Origin of the sequence: Pseudomonas sp. Root329 (genome assembly GCF_001424925.1) — a bacterium.
GTDB lineage: Bacteria > Pseudomonadota > Gammaproteobacteria > Pseudomonadales > Pseudomonadaceae > Aquipseudomonas > Aquipseudomonas arabinosi.
Map to the genome: position 1 here is coordinate 52,226 of NZ_LMCV01000016.1, position 15,998 is coordinate 68,223.

Sequence of the window (15,998 nt, forward strand, 5' to 3'; positions counted from 1 at the left end):
ATTCAATCAGGAGCCGTCAGTTAAAAGCACAGGGGGTTTGGAGCGCCGGTCAGCGGCGCTCGATCGGCTCGATCACTTGCAACGCGAGGTTGCCTTTGTGCGACCCCATCTTGACCTTGAACGCAGGCACGCCGTTGGCGCGCATGATCATCTCTTCCGGCATCTCGACCGGGATAATGTCCCCCGGCTGCATGTGCAGAATGTCCCGCAAGCGCAACTGGCGACGGGCAACCGTGGCACCGATCGGTACGTCAACGTCCAGCACGTCCTGGCGCAAGGCGTTGACCCAGCGCTCGTCCTGATCGTCGAGGTCCGACTGGAAGCCGGCGTCGAGCATTTCGCGCACCGGCTCAATCATCGAGTACGGCATGGTCACGTGCAGGTCACCGCCACCGCCATCGAGTTCGATGTGGAACGTCGACACCACAATCGCTTCGCTCGGGCCGACGATGTTGGCCATGGCCGGGTTCACTTCCGAGTTGATGTACTCGAAGTTCACTTCCATGATCGCCTGCCAGGCTTCCTTCAAATCGACGAACGCCTGCTCCAGCACCATGCGCACCACACGCAGTTCGGTGGGGGTGAATTCACGCCCTTCGATCTTCGCGTGACGTCCGTCGCCGCCGAAGAAGTTGTCCACCAGTTTGAACACCAGTTTGGCGTCGAGGATGAACAGTGCGGTGCCGCGCAACGGTTTGATCTTGACCAGGTTGAGGCTGGTCGGCACGTACAGCGAGTGCACGTATTCGCCGAACTTCATCACCTGCACGCCACCGACGGCAACGTCCGCCGAGCGGCGCAGCATGTTGAACATGCTGATGCGGGTGTAACGGGCGAAACGCTCGTTGATCATCTCCAGGGTCGGCATGCGTCCACGGACGATGCGATCCTGGCTGGTCAGGTCGTAGCTTTTGACACTGCCGGGTTCAGCAGCGGTATCGGTCTGTACCAGACCATCGTCGACGCCATGCAACAGCGCATCGATCTCATCCTGGGACAGCAGGTCCTGCACGGCCATGTCGTGTTCCTACTGCAGTACGAAATTAGTGAAAAGCAACTGCTCGATGACCACTTTGCCGAGTTCTTTCTGCGCCACTTCCTGCACGCTGGCCGTGGCTTTCTGACGCAACATTTCCTGGCCAACCGGCGACGCCAGGGTGGCGAAGTCTTGCCCGGAGAACAGCATGACCAGGTTATTGCGGATGACCGGCATGTGAACTTTGAGCGCTTCCAGATCGGCTTGATTGCGACCCTGCATGGTGATGCTCACCTGCATGTAGCGCTGACGACCGTTCTGGTTGTAGTTGGCCACGAAGGCCGGAGCCATGGGCTCGAAAATCGCTGGCTGCTTGCCGACCGGGGCGGTTTCAGCCGCGGCGGCAGGCTTGCTCTGGGCGCTGTGCATGAAGAACCAGGTCGCTCCCACGGACAAGCCGATCGCCAGCAGCAGGGCCACCACGATCACAATGATCAGCTTGAGTTTGCCTTTGGTTGCGGGGTCTTTTACTGCTGCTTCGCTCTTCGCCATGCCAATAATCCGTCACTATTCGGGTTTTCACAGTCGCACGGCAAGGCAAGAGCAAGTGTTATGCCAGAAGTGTCTGAGGGACAATGGGCTGCGGCTGGTTGAAACCGAAAATCAAAAGATCGCAGCCTCCGGCAGCTCCTACATTGGAATGTGTACATCCTGTAGGAGCTGCCGAAGGCTGCGATCTTTTAGAGGGCGCCGCGAATTATCAGGCGTAGTAGTCGACGGCGCTGGAGCCAATGACGCTGGTGGTGCTGGCCGCTACTTCGGCAGCTGTTGGCGCAAGCTCTTCGTCCATGGAATCGAGACGACCACCGCTGGCGTTAGTGCGCCCGCCCTGGCCTTGACCTTGTTGAGCCTGTTCCTGCCCCTGACCTTGCCAGCCACGGGACTGGTCGGACACATTGACGTCAACCTGGCCCATGCCCTGCTGCGCAAACATGTCACGCAAGCGATGCATCTGCCCGTCCAGCGCTTCGCGAACACTTGGATGGGCGCTCATGAACGTCACCTGGGTCTGCTGATCCGGAACCATGTTCACCCGAATGTCCAGGCGCCCCAGCTCAGCCGGTTGCAACTGGATGTCCGCCGCCTTGAGATTGGCACTGGACAGGTACATGACCCGGTTCACTACTTCTTCGGTCCAGCCGCTCTGATGCATGGCGATCGGTTGATTCACCGGCAATGCGTTGGCGGTTTTCGGCGTGGCCGCCTGGGTCAGTGCCGCCAGACGGTTGGCGAAATCGTCGACCCGGGTATCGCTACTCGCGGACTTCAGGTCCTTGAGACCGTCATCGATAAGACCACCGAAGGCCTTGTCGCCGCCCTGGCCCGTGCTGTCCTTGTCGGCTTGCACATCGAGCATGCTCGCCATGCCTGCGGCGAAGGTCTGCGCCGAGGTTGACTCGCCGTCAGCCTGGGCCTGGGCCGAGGTCGGTGCCGCTTTGGGCTGAGCCTGACTCGCAGCCGAAATATGGCCGCCCTGCTCCATGGCCATGCGCACGGCCGGCAACGCATCGAGAGGATCCGCTTCGGGATCGAAATCGGTGTCAGTGCTTGCAACAACCGGAGTCGTTGCCGCCGTCACAGCCACCTCGACCTGCGGTTGTGGGGTGACTGCAACGGACGGAGCTGCCGGCACCGGCGCTGGCACCGCAGGTTGTACTGCCTGCATCAACGCAGGATCCAGCGTCGGGTCAACGGGTGCGGCATCGGCAACCGGCGCCTGCGCAGTATCCGACCCGTCATCGCTGGCGGCCTCGTCGTCAGCCTGCGCCGGCTTATCGGCGGGCAAGGATTTGCCGCTATCGGCAACCGCAGGTTCCGGGGCGGCAGACTTGTCGTTGCTGACGTCCTTTTTATCGGGACTGTCCGGCGTTTTATCGCGTAGCGGCTTGGCCGATCCATCACCCACCACAGAGGGTTTGTTCCGGGCTTGATTGGCGTAGACCTGAGCGAAGCTGGATGCCTTGTCCCCAGGCTCAGCGGCCAGCGCCGGTGTATTGGCGGAAGCGGCTTGAGTCTTGGCCTGCGCGGCGGCCTGAAGAAGCATATTGGGGGTAACGGGCATGGAACGGTCTCCGCTGCACTGGGATCGTAGGTACAGTTGACGGAGATTACTGCAAAGGTCACGCCAGATTTGAGTGACAGGCGCTAAAAGCGCCGGACGGTCTCATTGGCAGAGAGAGAACGCTGACGCTCGGCCTCATAGAGCGGCCGGACAATCGCAAATTCGTCATCAATTTCGCCCACCAGTTTTTCAATGCCGGCGAGACTTTTTTGCTTGGCGCGTTGCTCCAGCTCATGGCACAACTCAGCCAGGCGAATGGCGCCCATGTTGCTGCTGCTGCCCTTGAAGCTATGGGCAGCATTCATGAGCTGCGCAGCATCTTCAGCTTTTCGCAAGACGCGCAAACGCTCTTCGGAATCGGCGAGAAAGGTATCCAGCAACGTCGGATACTCATCCTCCATGACCTCTTGCAACGCGCTCAGCACGTCGCGGTCCAGGTGTGTGTCAGCCACTTGCTCACTCCTTGATCAAGAATGCGTGGATTATGCCAGAGCCTCCCAGAAAAATTCCACGCGGGCACTTCGACCATCGTCGGACCAACTCGCATTGTGGCCCAGCTGACGGATCAGACTGACGCCACGTCCCGACAGACGGACACCATCGACGGGCCGCTCCATCACCCGCGCAACATCGAAACCCTTGCCGCTGTCTTCAACCCGAACAATCAGGCACCCGCCCTCGCCCTTGGGTGTCACCTGCAAATGCACCCGCACGAAGCCGTCCTGCAACTCGTCCAGGCGTGTATTGCGTTGTTGATAATAGCGGGTAAAACCCGAGGCATCGCTCTTGAGCGCCGAATCCAGCCCCAGCACTCCATGCTCCAGGGCATTGGAATACAGTTCGGCCAACACACTGTAAAGCGCCCCACTCTGAGCCCGCAGACCGTGGACCTCAAGCAGCAATTGCAGAAGATACGGCAGCGGATTGAAGCGTTTGAGCGTGGCGGCGCGAAATTCGAAACTCACTGACCAGTCCAGCGGGCAGGACTGACCACTGTCGGAATACACCAGCGCCGGCGGGCTCAGTTGTGCGGCCTCCAGCAGACTGACCTCGACCATGCTCACGTCATCACGGGCCTCGCCGCGAAAGTCCCGCAACGCCTGCTCGATCTCTTCGAACAACTCATCAGGCTGACGATTGGCCACAAACACCTGCTGCAATCGCTCCACACCAAACAACTGTTCGTTGGCATCGCAGGTATCGATCACCCCGTCGGACAACAGGAAGATCCGATCCCCGACCGCCATCGGAAACACCTCGGTGCGGTCATCAAAGGATTGCGGGCTCAGCACGCCGAGCGGCAAATGCCGAGCCGTCAGGGGCGTGCGCTCACCGCTGGCGATGCTGTGCAGATATCCGTCCGGCATTCCGCCGTTCCAGACCTCCACCGAGCGTCGCTGAAAACTCAGGCACAGCAGCGCTGCACAACAGAACATGTCCACCGGCAGGATGCGCTTGAGCTTGGCATTCATCTCGCGCAGGGTTTCGGACAGGCCGTAACCCTTGGCGGTCATGCCATAGAAAACTTCGGCCAAGGGCATGGCACCGACCGCGGCCGGCAAACCGTGACCGGTAAAATCGCCGAGCAGCACGTGCATGTCGCCGGCCGGGGTGAACGCGGCCAACAGCAGATCGCCGTTGAACAACGCATAAGGCGATTGCAGGTAGCGGATATTGGGTGCATTCAGGCAGCCGGAGTGGGCCACCTTGTCGAACACGGCTTTGGCCACCCGCTGCTCGTTGAGCAGGTAGTCGTGGTGCCTGGCGATCTGGTCGCGCTGTTGCAACACCGTGGCCTGCAACCGCCGTAAGCGATCCATCGCCTTGATCTTGGCGGCGAGGATCACCTGGTTGTAGGGCTTGGCCAGAAAGTCGTCGCCCCCAGCCTCCAGACAGCGGGCCAGCGCTTCGCTTTCGGTCAGCGACGTTAGGAAGATGATCGGCACCAGGGTTTCCCCTGCCAATACCTTGATCTGCCGCGCCGCCTCGAAACCGTCCATCACGGGCATCATCGCGTCCATAAGCACCAGTTGCGGCCGTTGCTGGCGAAACGCTTCAACGGCTTCGGCACCGTTGGCGGCCGTCAGCACCTCATGCCCCTGACGACGGACGATGGTCGACAGCAGCATGCGATCGGCCGCGCTGTCTTCGGCGATCAGGATCGTCAGCGGTTCGAACGGCGACTGCATGCCGTTCAACTGATGTCGAACAGTTTGTCGAAATTGGAAATGGCGAGGATCTTCTTCACGTCGGTGCTGCTGTTGACGACACGAATATCGGAATTGTCGCCACCAGCGTGATCACGCAGCAAGAGCAACATGCCCAGCGCCGAACTGTCGAGGTAGGTCGCTTCTTTCAAGTCGACGACAACTGCGGAGAGCTTCTTGTCCTCATAGGACTCACGAAATTCCTGATGCTTGGCGAAATCGAATCGTCCCTTGACCGATATCGTCAGCTTTTGACCATCTTGGGAGACTTCTGTAACAACTGGCATTTAACGGCTTCCTTGTCATTGGTGAACGTACGTGTACAAGGTTTAGCACTTGGCGAGGGCAGGAGCAAGGCGGGAAAACGGTTGAACCCTGCCTGATCAATAAGGATCCTGACGCGGCAACCGCTGGGACAACTCATCCAGCAGCTTTTGCTCGCGCCGGTCTTCCAGCCGCCGCGCCTCATCCCTGTAGCGCAACACCAGTTTGCGCAAGCCTTCGACCCGGGCAAACGCCTGCTGCCAGGATTCCCGCGCCTTGTTCAGGTTGTTTTGATGCCATACCAGGCTTTGTCGCTGCTGGTCGATGGCGGTACCCAGTTGCGCCAGGAAGCCTTGATAACCCAGCAGCCATTGGCCAGACACGCCACTGCTGCCGCGCACGATCCACTGCTCTTGATAGTCGAGACGAAAGGCTTCGAGGTCGGCGAGTTTGCTTTCGGCCAGACGGACTTGCCCCTGAAAGTGCCCCAGACGCAGGACCGCGGTTTTCTCGGCCTTTTCGGCCATTTCGACCACGGGGGCCAGGCGCGAGGCTCGGCTCTGGGCCATGGCCGGTTAGCCGCCGGCCGCGGGAGCGAAAATCGTGCCGAGATAGGCTTCGCTTTCGCCCAGGCTGATGCTGTCGTTCAGGCCCTGGCGCAGGTATTTCACCAACTGCGGTTGCAGGGAGATCGCCAGGTCGGTTTCCCGATCACCACCGGCCACATAGGCGCCGACGCTGATCAAGTCACGACTCTGCTGATAACGCGACCACAGTTGCTTGAAATACTGGGCGCGCATCATGTGTTCCGGCGTAACCACCGACGGCATGACCCGGCTGATGGACGCTTCGATATCGATGGCCGGGTAATGACCTTCCTCGGCCAGGCGCCGGGACAGCACGATGTGCCCGTCGAGCACGCCTCGCGCGGCGTCGGCAATCGGGTCCTGCTGGTCATCGCCTTCGGACAGTACGGTGTAGAACGCGGTGATCGAACCGCCGCCCTTCTCCGCGTTACCGGCCCGCTCCACCAGTTTCGGCAGTTTGGCGAACACCGATGGCGGATAACCCTTGGTCGCTGGCGGCTCGCCGATGGCCAGGGCGATTTCCCGCTGGGCCTGGGCGAAACGGGTCAGGGAGTCCATGAGCAACAGGACGTTCTTGCCCTTGTCGCGGAAATACTCGGCGATTCGCGTGCAATACATCGCCGCGCGCAGACGCATCAGCGGCGCATCGTCCGCCGGGGACGCCACCACCACCGAACGCTTGAGGCCTTCTTCACCGAGGATGTGCTCGATGAATTCTTTAACTTCACGACCTCGTTCACCGATCAGCCCGACGACGATGATGTCGGCCTCGGTGAAGCGGGTCATCATGCCCAGCAACACACTCTTGCCCACGCCCGTACCGGCGAACAGGCCAAGACGCTGACCGCGACCGACCGTCAACAAACCGTTGATGCTGCGAATGCCCACGTCCAGCGGCTCGCTGATCGGTTCACGCTTGAGCGGGTTGATGGTCGGGCCGTCCATCGGCACCCAATCTTCGGCCTTCATCCCGCCCTTGCCGTCCAGCGCGCGACCGGCGCCATCGAGCACCCGCCCGAGCATGCTCATGCCCATCGGCAGACGACCGGTATCAGCCAGAGGAACCACACGGGCACCGGGCGCGATGCCGGCAACGCTGCCGACCGGCATCAGAAACACCTTGCTGCCGGAGAAGCCCATGACTTCGGCTTCGACCTGCACCGGATGATAACTGTCGTCGTTGATGACCATGCAGCGGCTGCCCATGGCGGCGCGCAAGCCCTCGGCCTCGAGGGTCAGGCCGACCATGCGCAGCAAGCGGCCTTCAAGGATCGGCGCGCCTTCCAGCGCCGTGGCCTCGGCGTAGCTGCCGAGGCGCTTGGCGAAGCTGGTGCGATCAAGGCGCATCGGGAACGTCCAGATCTGGTTCGACCGGCGCGACCGCTGGCTTGTCGCTGATCGGCAGTTCCAGGCTCAGATCCGGCTCGGCCGGGTGCAAAGCCTGTTCGTGCAATTGATCGAACAGCTTGTCCATAACCCGCGCAACACGGGTTTCGACCGTGGCGTCGATACGGCTGTGTTCAGTCTCGACCCGGCAACCGCCGGGCAACAACGCCTCATCCTCGACGATGCGCCAGGTTTCTTCATGGCGTTCGCGCAGGGCTTTGACCTGTTCGAAATCTTGCGGATTGATGTACAGCCGCACATTGCCCACGCCCAGCGGCAAGAGCTTGAGGGCTTCACGCATGACGTGTTCGATCTGCGTCGAGTCGATGGCAAGTTCGCGCTGAATCACCTGTTTGGTGATGTGCTGCACCAGGTCGACCAAGGACTTTTCGATCAAGGTGTCCTGCTCGGCGATAGGCTCGAACAAATGCCCCATCAACTGCTCCAGAGCAGCAATCTTGGCGGCCAGGGCCACCTCGGCTTCCTGACGGACCTTGAGCGTGGCGCTGTGGAAACCTTCCTTTTCGCCCGTGGCGAAGCCTTCGTTGTAGGCCTCCTGGCGAATGCTTTCGAGTTCTTCGAGGGTCAGTGGCTGGACTTCATCCAGTGGCACTTCTTCCATTTCCGGCGGCTCGGGCTCAGGTTCCGGCTCGGGTTCCGGCACGAACGGATCGAAACTGGGCAACGACCAGACGTCGAAACCAGCGACGTCCTTGCCGCGGATCAGGTCGGTGTTGGACTCATCATGTTTGGACGACATAGTGACCTTAGATCATCTCTTCGCCGCCCTTCCCGCCGAGAACGATTTCTCCGGCTTCGGCCATACGGCGGGCAATGGTGAGGATTTCTTTCTGCGCGGTTTCCACGTCGCTGACGCGCACCGGGCCTTTGGCCTCGAGGTCGTCGCGCAACAGTTCGGCCGCCCGTTTGGACATGTTCTTGAAGATCTTCTCTTTGACGCCTTCGTCCGAACCCTTGAGGGCCAGCACCAACACGTCGGAGGACACTTCGCGCAGCAGCGCCTGAATACCGCGATCGTCGACATCGGACAGGTTGTTGAACACGAACATGAGGTCTTCGATCTGACCGGACAGGTCTTCGTCGACTTCGCGAATCGAGTCCATCAGCTGACCTTCGATCGAGCTGTCGAGGAAGTTCATGATATCCGCCGCGCGCTTGATGCCACCCAAGGTGGTGCGCGAGGCATTCGAGTTGCCGGAGAACTGCTTCTCGAGAATCTGGTTGAGTTCTTTCAGGGCCGCAGGCTGCACGGTATTCAGCGAGGAAACCCGCAGAATGATGTCCAGACGCACCTTGTGGTCGAAGTTACCCAGCACTTCGCCCGCCTGGTCCGGATCGAGATACGCCACCACGATCGCCTGGATCTGCGGGTGCTCGTAACGGATCACGTCGGCGACGGCGCGCGGCTCCATCCACTTCAGGCTGTCGAGGCCACTGGTGTTGCCGCCCAGCAGGATGCGGTCGATCAGGCCGTTGGCCTTGTCTTCGCCCAGGGCCTGGGTGAGCATTTTGCGCACGTAGTCGTCGGAGCCGACGCCGAGGCTGGTCTGGTCGCCGACGATGTCGACGAACTCGCTCATCACCTGCTCGACCTGCTCGCGGTGCACGTTACCCATTTGGGCCATGGCCACACCCACACGCTGGACCTCCTTAGGCCCCATGTGGCGCAGCACTTGGGCGGCGTCGGTAGAACCCAGGGACAGCAGCAGAATCGCGGCTTTGTCGACCTTGGACAGTTTGGCGGCAACGGCTCGGTTATCACTCATCTGCGTTAATCCACTCTTTCACGACCTGGGCCACGCGACCCGGATCTTCTGCCACCAGACTCTTGATTGCGTTCAACTGTGCGTCATAGCCTTCGCTCGGGCTCGGCAGCAGAATGCTGGTCGGGCCACCGAGACTGACGCGGTCGTTGGCCAGTTCGCCGTCCAGGCCGCCCATGCCACCCAGCTCGACGTCACTGCCCAAGCCTGCAAACTGCTTGCCTTTGCCACCACCGGTGATGTTGTTGAGCACCGGACGCAGCACACCGAACACCAGCACCAGGATGAACAAGACACCCAGCACTTGCTTGACGATGTCCCAGAACCACGGCTGGGAGTAGAACGGAATTTCGGCAATCACTTCACCGCGCTCGGCGGAGAACGGCATGTTGATCACGCTGACGCTGTCGCCACGGCTGGCGTCGAAGCCGACGGCATCCTGTACCAGGCGAGTGAAGCGCGCCAATTCATCGGCGGTCCACGGCGCACGAGTGGTTTCACCGTTGGCCGCGTTGATCTTGACCTGGTCATCCACCACCACCGACACCGACAGGCGATTCAAGCGGCCCTGCTGCTGTTTGGTGTGGCTGATGGAACGGTCAAGCTCGAAGTTCTTGGTGGATTGTTGACGCTTGTCCGCCGGGTACGGTGCAAGCATAGGCTGGCCGGTGGCCGGGTCCATGATTTGCTGACCGTTGGCATCCAGCAGTGGCTGGCCCGGCTGCACCATGCCGGCCGACGCGGTAGCGCCACCGGTGGTTTGCGGAGCGGAGGCAGGCGACGGCGGCTGGTTGCTCAGGGCTCCCGGCACACCTTGCGGGCCATTGCTGGCGGTACGTTGTTCGTTGACCGACTGCTCGCTGCGCAACGCCGGTTGGTCCGGGTTGAATTGCTCGGAGGTCGACTCGACGGCACTGAAATCCACATCGGCCGAGACTTCGGCTTTATAGCGATCGTTGCCCAGCACCGGTTGCAGAATGTTGTGCACGCGCTGAGTCAGCATGCTTTCCATGCGACGGCTGTAATCGAATTGCTTGCCGGCCATGGTCAGTTCGGAATTTTCCGCCTGATCCGACAGCAGGTTGCCCTTCTGGTCGACGACAGTGATCTGGGATTTGCTGAGTTCGGGAACGCTGGTGGCCACCAGGTTGATGATCGCCAGTACCTGGCCAGGCTCCAGCGAGCGACCGGAGTACAGTTCCACCAGAATCGAAGCGCTCGGCTTGCGCTCGTCGCGCACGAACACCGAACTTTTCGGAATCGCCAGGTGCACGCGGGCACCCTTGACGTTGTTCAGGCTGGAAATGGTGCGGGCCAGTTCGCCTTCGAGACCACGACGATAACGGGTCGCTTCCATGAACTGGCTGGTGCCCAGGCCCTGGTCCTTGTCGAGAATTTCAAAACCGATGTTGCCGTCGCTGGGAGTGACACCAGCGCCCGCGAGTTTGATTCGCGCACGGGAAAGGTCATCGGCCTTGACCAGCAAGGCACCGGAGTTCGGTTCAACGGTATAGGGAATGTCGGCTGCGGCCAGGGTATCCATGACCTGTTTGGCGTCCATACCGGCAAGGCTGCCGTACAGAGGCCGGTAGTCCGGCTGCTGGGACCACAACACCACGGCAAAGCCAATCGCCACGCTCGCAGCCAGGCCGACCAACAGGCCCACCTGACGCAACATGGTCATCTCGGAGAGGTTTTCCAGGAAAGACAACCCGAACAGCGGCGGCTTGCCGTCTATTGGAGTGGCCTTGGCCGGAACATTATCGGCGACTGCTTCTGCCATGACTCAAATCGTCCTTAAACCGGCATCTGCATGATGTCTTGGTATGCCTGAACCAGCTTGTTGCGTACTTGGGTCAACGCTTGAAAAGACACGCTGGCCTTCTGCGAGGAAATCATCACGTCCGTCAGGTCGACACCGCTCTTGCCGATCTCGAAGGCACTGGCCAACTGACTGGACGCCTGCTGCGTCTCGCTCACTTTATTGACGGCCTGACCGAGCATGTCGGAAAAGCTGCTGCCACCCATTTCAGGAACAGCGGCAGTCGATTTCGACGCAGACATGGCATCCATTTGCATGGAACGCATGTCCAACATCAATCGATTGAATTCAATACCTTGGCTCATGGTCTACTCTCTCTGGCGACCCGCAATTTTTTGACACTCACTCGGCGGGTAGTGAGGTGTTAGCAACAAGGGTGCCAGCTCCGTGGCCGCTCCAAACAAAAGCCTATCGGTCCATGATTCACCACAAAACCATTGTGGGAGCGAGCCTGCTCGCGATGAGGGTGTGTCAGTCGACATTTATGTGCCTGATACGCCGCCTTCGCGAGCAGGCTCGCTCCCACATTTAGATCGGCGTTACTTGCGTCAACTTTCAGGTGGCGAACAGGTACGCTTCCACGTCCATGCCGGCGTCGCGCATCTGCGCCAGCTTGTAACGCAGGGTGCGCGGACTGATGCCCAAGCGCTCGGCGGCTTCTTTGCGACGGCCGCGTTCGGAGCGCAAGGTGTCGATGATCATCTGGAACTCACGGCGACGCAGGTCATCACCCAGCGCCCCGCCTGACTCGGACTCGACCTCCACGGTTCGCACGGACGCAGGCACCAAGGCTGGCAACGGCGCACAGGCGACCGGCCCGGCCAGACAGAAATCCTCAGGCTGTATCAATCCGCCCTGCTGCAGGATCAGCGCCCTCTGAATCGCGTTATCCAGTTCACGCACATTACCCGGCCACGGATAACCGATCAGGCACGCCTGAGCCTCAGGCGACAGCCTTGCCGCGGCATGCTTCATTTTATTGACGTACTTGGCCAGAAGACGCTCGGCCAATGGCAGGATGTCGGCGGTACGTTCGCGTAGCGGACGCCAGGCCAACGGAAACACCGACAGGCGATAGTAAAGGTCTTCGCGAAAACGCCCCGCTGCCACTTCACCGGCCAAGTCACGGTTGGTGGTTGCCACGACCCGAATATCCAGCGTGATCGGCTTGCGGGCGCCGACTCGCTCAACTTCGCGCTCCTGCAATACTCGCAGCAACTTGGCCTGGAGCCCGAGGGGTATTTCGGAAATTTCATCGAGCAGGATGGTCCCGCCATCAGCCTGTTCAAACTTGCCGGCCTGCGCCGCGATGGCGCCGGTGAACGAGCCCTTTTCATGACCAAACAACGTGGCTTCGAGCATGTTGTCGGGGATGGCTGCGCAGTTGATCGCAATGAACGGCTGACTGGCGCGGTGAGAGTGCTGATGGATGTAACGCGCCAGCACTTCTTTACCGGTCCCGGACTCACCGGAGATCAACACCGTGGAATCACTGCGCGCCACCCGAGCGGCCAATTCCAGCAATTGCGCACTGGCCGGCTCGAACGCTACAGGGCCCTCACCCTCGGCCGCACCGAGACTGCCCAGCGCATGACGCGCCACCAGATCGAGCAATGCCTTGGGCTCGAACGGTTTGACCAGGTAATCCGCCGCGCCCTGGCGCATCGCATCGACCGCCCGCTCCACGGCACCGTGAGCTGTCATCAGCAACACCGGCAACTGCGGCTGACGAGTGCGCAGCAATCCGAGCAGTTGATGGCCGTCCATGCCCGGCATGTTGACGTCACTCAGCACCAGGTTGAACGCCTCATTACCAACCGCCGCCAGCGCTTCTTCTGCCGAGCCTACCGCCGTGTAGTCGTGCCCCGCGAGCAGCAGCGTATCCGCCAGTGCTTCGCGTAGCGCGCGGTCATCCTCGACCAGTAAAACCTTGATTGCCATGTCCTTCACTCCGCTCTCTGAGCGTGGGGCTTTTCACCGGAAAAAAGCGGCAGTATGACCTGCGCGCAAGTGCCGCGACCCAGCCGCGAGCGCAGCTGCAATTCTCCCTGATGGGCACGGGCCACTGCCTTGACCACGGTCAGGCCAAGGCCGGTCCCGGTGGTTTTAGTGGTAAAAAACGGCTCGCCGAGTCGTGCCAGCACTTTCGTGTCGATGCCACTACCGCTGTCACTGACAGAGACGCGCAAATTGTCGTCACGGGTATAGAGGTGAACCTTCAAGCGGACGTCACCGGCACTGGCCTGGATGGCGTTCTCAATCAGGTTCAGGATCGCCCCGACCAGGGTGTCACGATTGCACAGCAATTCACCTGCGTGACTGTCGCACTGCCAGCGAATCGGCAGGTCCTGCACATGGGTCAATGCTGCCGCCTGCAGCGACTGCATCAGCATTTTGGGCGTGACGCGATCGGTCAGCGGCAGCTCGCCGCGCGCAAACACCAGCATGTCGCGAACCTGATGCTCCAACTCATGCAGACGCTCTTTCAGGCGCCCGGCAAAACGCTGCTGGGTCTCGACCGGCAACGCTTGCTCGGTCAAATGACTGGCGTAGAGCAAGGCAGCGGACAAGGGCGTACGAATCTGATGGGCCAGCGAAGCGACCATTCGGCCGAGAGACGAGAGCCGTTCATGGCGGGCCAACTGATCTTGCAGATGGCGGGTTTCAGTCAGGTCGTTGAGCAACACCAACTGGCCGGGCTCGGCATCCAGTGAGCGAGTGGAGATCGACAATCGCCGACCGTCCTTGAGCGAGATTTCGTGACCGTCGTCTTCACGGGGCGCAAAGCAGCGGGCAATGACATGACGCCACAGCTCGCCTTCGAGGGGCAGACCGAGCAGTTCGCAGGCAGCGGGGTTGGCTTCGCGCACGATGCCTTGGGCGTCGATGACGATGACGCCGCCGGGCAACAGATCGAGGAGGTTTTGCAGCCGGTTGGCCAGGCGTTCTTTTTCCGCCAGTTCCTGCATGCGCTGAGCGCTGACCACCGCCAGCTCACCCTTGAGCTCGGTGACCCGGGCTTCGAGCATGCTGTAGGAATCGGTCAATTGGCTCGACATCTGGTTGAACAGTGCAAACGCCTGCTCAAGGCCAAGCCGGCTCGCCTGCTCTACGGACGACGGTTGTCCCGAAGCGTCAGGGACAGGAGACATCTGGGCGGCTTGGGGCATCGTGCTCTCTCGCTTGGCTGACCGTCAGTTAAACGGAACGTTGCGAGGGATGTAGCAATACCCGTGCCTAAAAAAAACCGCCTACAAATGAAGGACTTGAAAAACAGGCGTCAATCATCCGCCTGTTCATCACCGTCACGACGGCTCATCCCGTACTTGCGCATCTTTTCCACCAGCGTGGTGCGACGAATGCGCAGGCGTTCGGCGGCACGCGCAACGATGCCATTGGCATCATCCAGCGCCTGCTGAATCAGCCCTTGTTCCAGACCACCGAGGTAGTCCTTCAGGTCCAGACCTTCCGGCGGCAGCATGGCGCCGGCAGAGAAGTCAGGAGCATGACCGTTGATGGCCACGCGCTCTTCTAGATCGCTACGCAGGCTGTCGACCAACTGCTCGTCTTCATCGTCGACGTAACGGAATTTCTTCGGCAGCTCGACCACGCCGATCACCCCGTATGGATGCATGATCGCCATGCGTTCCACCAGGTTGGCGAGCTCGCGGACGTTGCCCGGCCAGCCATGACGGCACAGCGACATGATCGCCGCGGAGTTGAAACGGATCGACCCACGCTTCTCGTGCTCCATGCGCGAGATCAACTCGTTCATCAGCAGTGGAATGTCTTCGACACGTTCGCGCAGTGGCGCCATCTCGATCGGGAACACGTTCAGGCGGTAGTACAAGTCTTCGCGAAAGGTACCGACCTCGATCATGCTTTCGAGATTCTTGTGGGTCGCGGCAATGATCCGCACATCGACGCTCTGGGTCTTGTTGCTGCCCACGCGCTCGAAGGTGCGCTCCTGCAATACGCGCAGCAGCTTGACCTGCATTGGCAACGGCATGTCACCGATTTCATCGAGGAACAGCGTGCCGCCATTGGCCAGTTCGAAACGCCCGGCGCGGCTGGTGATTGCCCCGGTGAAGGCGCCCTTCTCGTGGCCAAACAGTTCGCTTTCCAGCAACTCGGCCGGGATCGCCCCGCAGTTGACCGGTACGAACGGCGCGTCACGACGCTTGGAGTGATAGTGCAGGTTGCGCGCGACCACTTCCTTGCCGGTCCCGGACTCACCGAGGATCAGCACACTGGCGTCGGTGTCGGCGACTTGCTGCATCATCTGACGGACGTGTTGAATCGCCCGGCTGGTACCGACAAGACTGCGGAAAAGATTGGGTTCACGGTGACGGCCGCGCTCGCGCGCCTGGTCGTACATCTCGCGATAGACCTGGGCACGGTGCAGGGAGTCGAGCAGTTTGCTGTAGCTGGGTGGCATTTCGAGGGTCGAAAGCACTCGGCGACGCTGGTCTTCAGGCAAGTCAACGGAAGAATTATCGCCCATTAACAAAACCGGAAGGAACTCATCCCAGGTTGAGAGTGTCTTTAACAAGCCCACGAGTGCACCAGGAGCATTGACCGTCCCGATGAGGACACAGATTACTTCACGACTTGATGACAATGAGCCGACAGCCTGCTGCCAGTCATGGCTACCGCAGGGTAAATTTTCTTCGCCAAGAAAATTTAAAATCACCGCCAAGTCGCGGCGGCGGACGCTATCGTCATCAATCAGCAGAATTTTGGTTTCACGCCACATGCAATAGCAACTTCCCTAGTCAACTCAATGCCCAAAATGATGGGGCAAGCTAGACGCTTGCAGACACGTTGTGCCTGTAGACGCCTGAAATCTG

15 protein-coding genes are annotated in these 15,998 nt (G+C 60.5%); all 15 read right to left on the reverse strand.

Annotated elements, in window-relative coordinates:
• Window positions 1–49: 49 nt before the first annotated feature.
• On the reverse strand, window positions 50–1,018 hold the full coding sequence (fliM, locus tag ASC74_RS15110; protein WP_008024584.1) for a flagellar motor switch protein FliM: 969 nt from the start codon (window positions 1,016–1,018) through the stop codon (window positions 50–52).
• A gap of 9 nt (window positions 1,019–1,027) precedes the next feature.
• Window positions 1,028–1,528 carry a flagellar basal body-associated protein FliL gene (gene fliL / locus ASC74_RS15115; protein WP_033055987.1) on the reverse strand — a complete coding sequence of 167 codons (501 nt, stop codon included), beginning with the start codon at window positions 1,526–1,528 and terminating at the stop codon, window positions 1,028–1,030.
• A gap of 208 nt (window positions 1,529–1,736) precedes the next feature.
• Entirely contained in the window at window positions 1,737–3,098 is a 1,362-nt protein-coding gene (locus tag ASC74_RS15120; protein ID WP_056742080.1) for a flagellar hook-length control protein FliK, read from the reverse strand.
• A gap of 83 nt (window positions 3,099–3,181) precedes the next feature.
• Window positions 3,182–3,550: an Hpt domain-containing protein gene (locus tag ASC74_RS15125; protein ID WP_056742081.1), complete on the reverse strand. Its 369-nt coding sequence runs from the start codon at window positions 3,548–3,550 to the stop codon at window positions 3,182–3,184.
• Between the two features lie 30 nt (window positions 3,551–3,580).
• On the reverse strand, window positions 3,581–5,287 hold the full coding sequence (locus ASC74_RS15130) for an ATP-binding SpoIIE family protein phosphatase (RefSeq protein WP_056742082.1): 1,707 nt from the start codon (window positions 5,285–5,287) through the stop codon (window positions 3,581–3,583).
• Between the two features lie 5 nt (window positions 5,288–5,292).
• Entirely contained in the window at window positions 5,293–5,592 is a 300-nt protein-coding gene (locus ASC74_RS15135; protein WP_046046382.1) for an STAS domain-containing protein, read from the reverse strand.
• Window positions 5,593–5,688: 96 nt separating this feature from the next.
• Window positions 5,689–6,138: a flagellar export protein FliJ gene (fliJ, locus tag ASC74_RS15140; RefSeq protein ID WP_056742083.1), complete on the reverse strand. Its 450-nt coding sequence runs from the start codon at window positions 6,136–6,138 to the stop codon at window positions 5,689–5,691.
• A gap of 6 nt (window positions 6,139–6,144) precedes the next feature.
• Window positions 6,145–7,503 carry a flagellar protein export ATPase FliI gene (fliI, locus tag ASC74_RS15145; protein WP_056742084.1) on the reverse strand — a complete coding sequence of 453 codons (1,359 nt, stop codon included), beginning with the start codon at window positions 7,501–7,503 and terminating at the stop codon, window positions 6,145–6,147.
• Window positions 7,493–8,302 (reverse strand): flagellar assembly protein FliH, encoded by an 810-nt coding sequence (gene fliH, locus ASC74_RS15150; protein ID WP_056742085.1) that lies wholly within the window; start codon window positions 8,300–8,302, stop codon window positions 7,493–7,495. The genes fliI and fliH overlap by 11 nt, the downstream gene beginning before the upstream one ends.
• Before the next feature lie 7 nt (window positions 8,303–8,309).
• A complete protein-coding gene (fliG, locus tag ASC74_RS15155) occupies window positions 8,310–9,329 on the reverse strand; it encodes a flagellar motor switch protein FliG (RefSeq protein WP_007948903.1) in 1,020 nt (339 codons plus the stop codon).
• Window positions 9,322–11,109, reverse strand: coding sequence for a flagellar basal-body MS-ring/collar protein FliF (gene fliF / locus ASC74_RS15160; RefSeq protein WP_056742086.1), 1,788 nt, complete (start codon window positions 11,107–11,109; stop codon window positions 9,322–9,324). Before fliF ends, fliG begins: the two co-directional genes overlap by 8 nt.
• Before the next feature lie 14 nt (window positions 11,110–11,123).
• The gene (gene fliE, locus ASC74_RS15165; RefSeq protein ID WP_056742087.1) at window positions 11,124–11,453 is read right to left on the reverse strand and encodes a flagellar hook-basal body complex protein FliE; all 330 of its coding nucleotides are present in this window, start codon (window positions 11,451–11,453) and stop codon (window positions 11,124–11,126) included.
• 250 nt (window positions 11,454–11,703) lie between these two features.
• Entirely contained in the window at window positions 11,704–13,089 is a 1,386-nt protein-coding gene (gene fleR, locus ASC74_RS15170; protein WP_056742088.1) for a sigma-54-dependent response regulator transcription factor FleR, read from the reverse strand.
• A gap of 5 nt (window positions 13,090–13,094) precedes the next feature.
• Window positions 13,095–14,300 (reverse strand): sensor histidine kinase, encoded by a 1,206-nt coding sequence (locus ASC74_RS15175; protein WP_162247443.1) that lies wholly within the window; start codon window positions 14,298–14,300, stop codon window positions 13,095–13,097.
• A 128-nt stretch (window positions 14,301–14,428) separates the two neighbouring features.
• Window positions 14,429–15,904, reverse strand: coding sequence for a sigma-54 dependent transcriptional regulator (locus ASC74_RS15180; RefSeq protein ID WP_056742090.1), 1,476 nt, complete (start codon window positions 15,902–15,904; stop codon window positions 14,429–14,431).
• Between the last annotated feature and the right edge of the window lie 94 nt (window positions 15,905–15,998).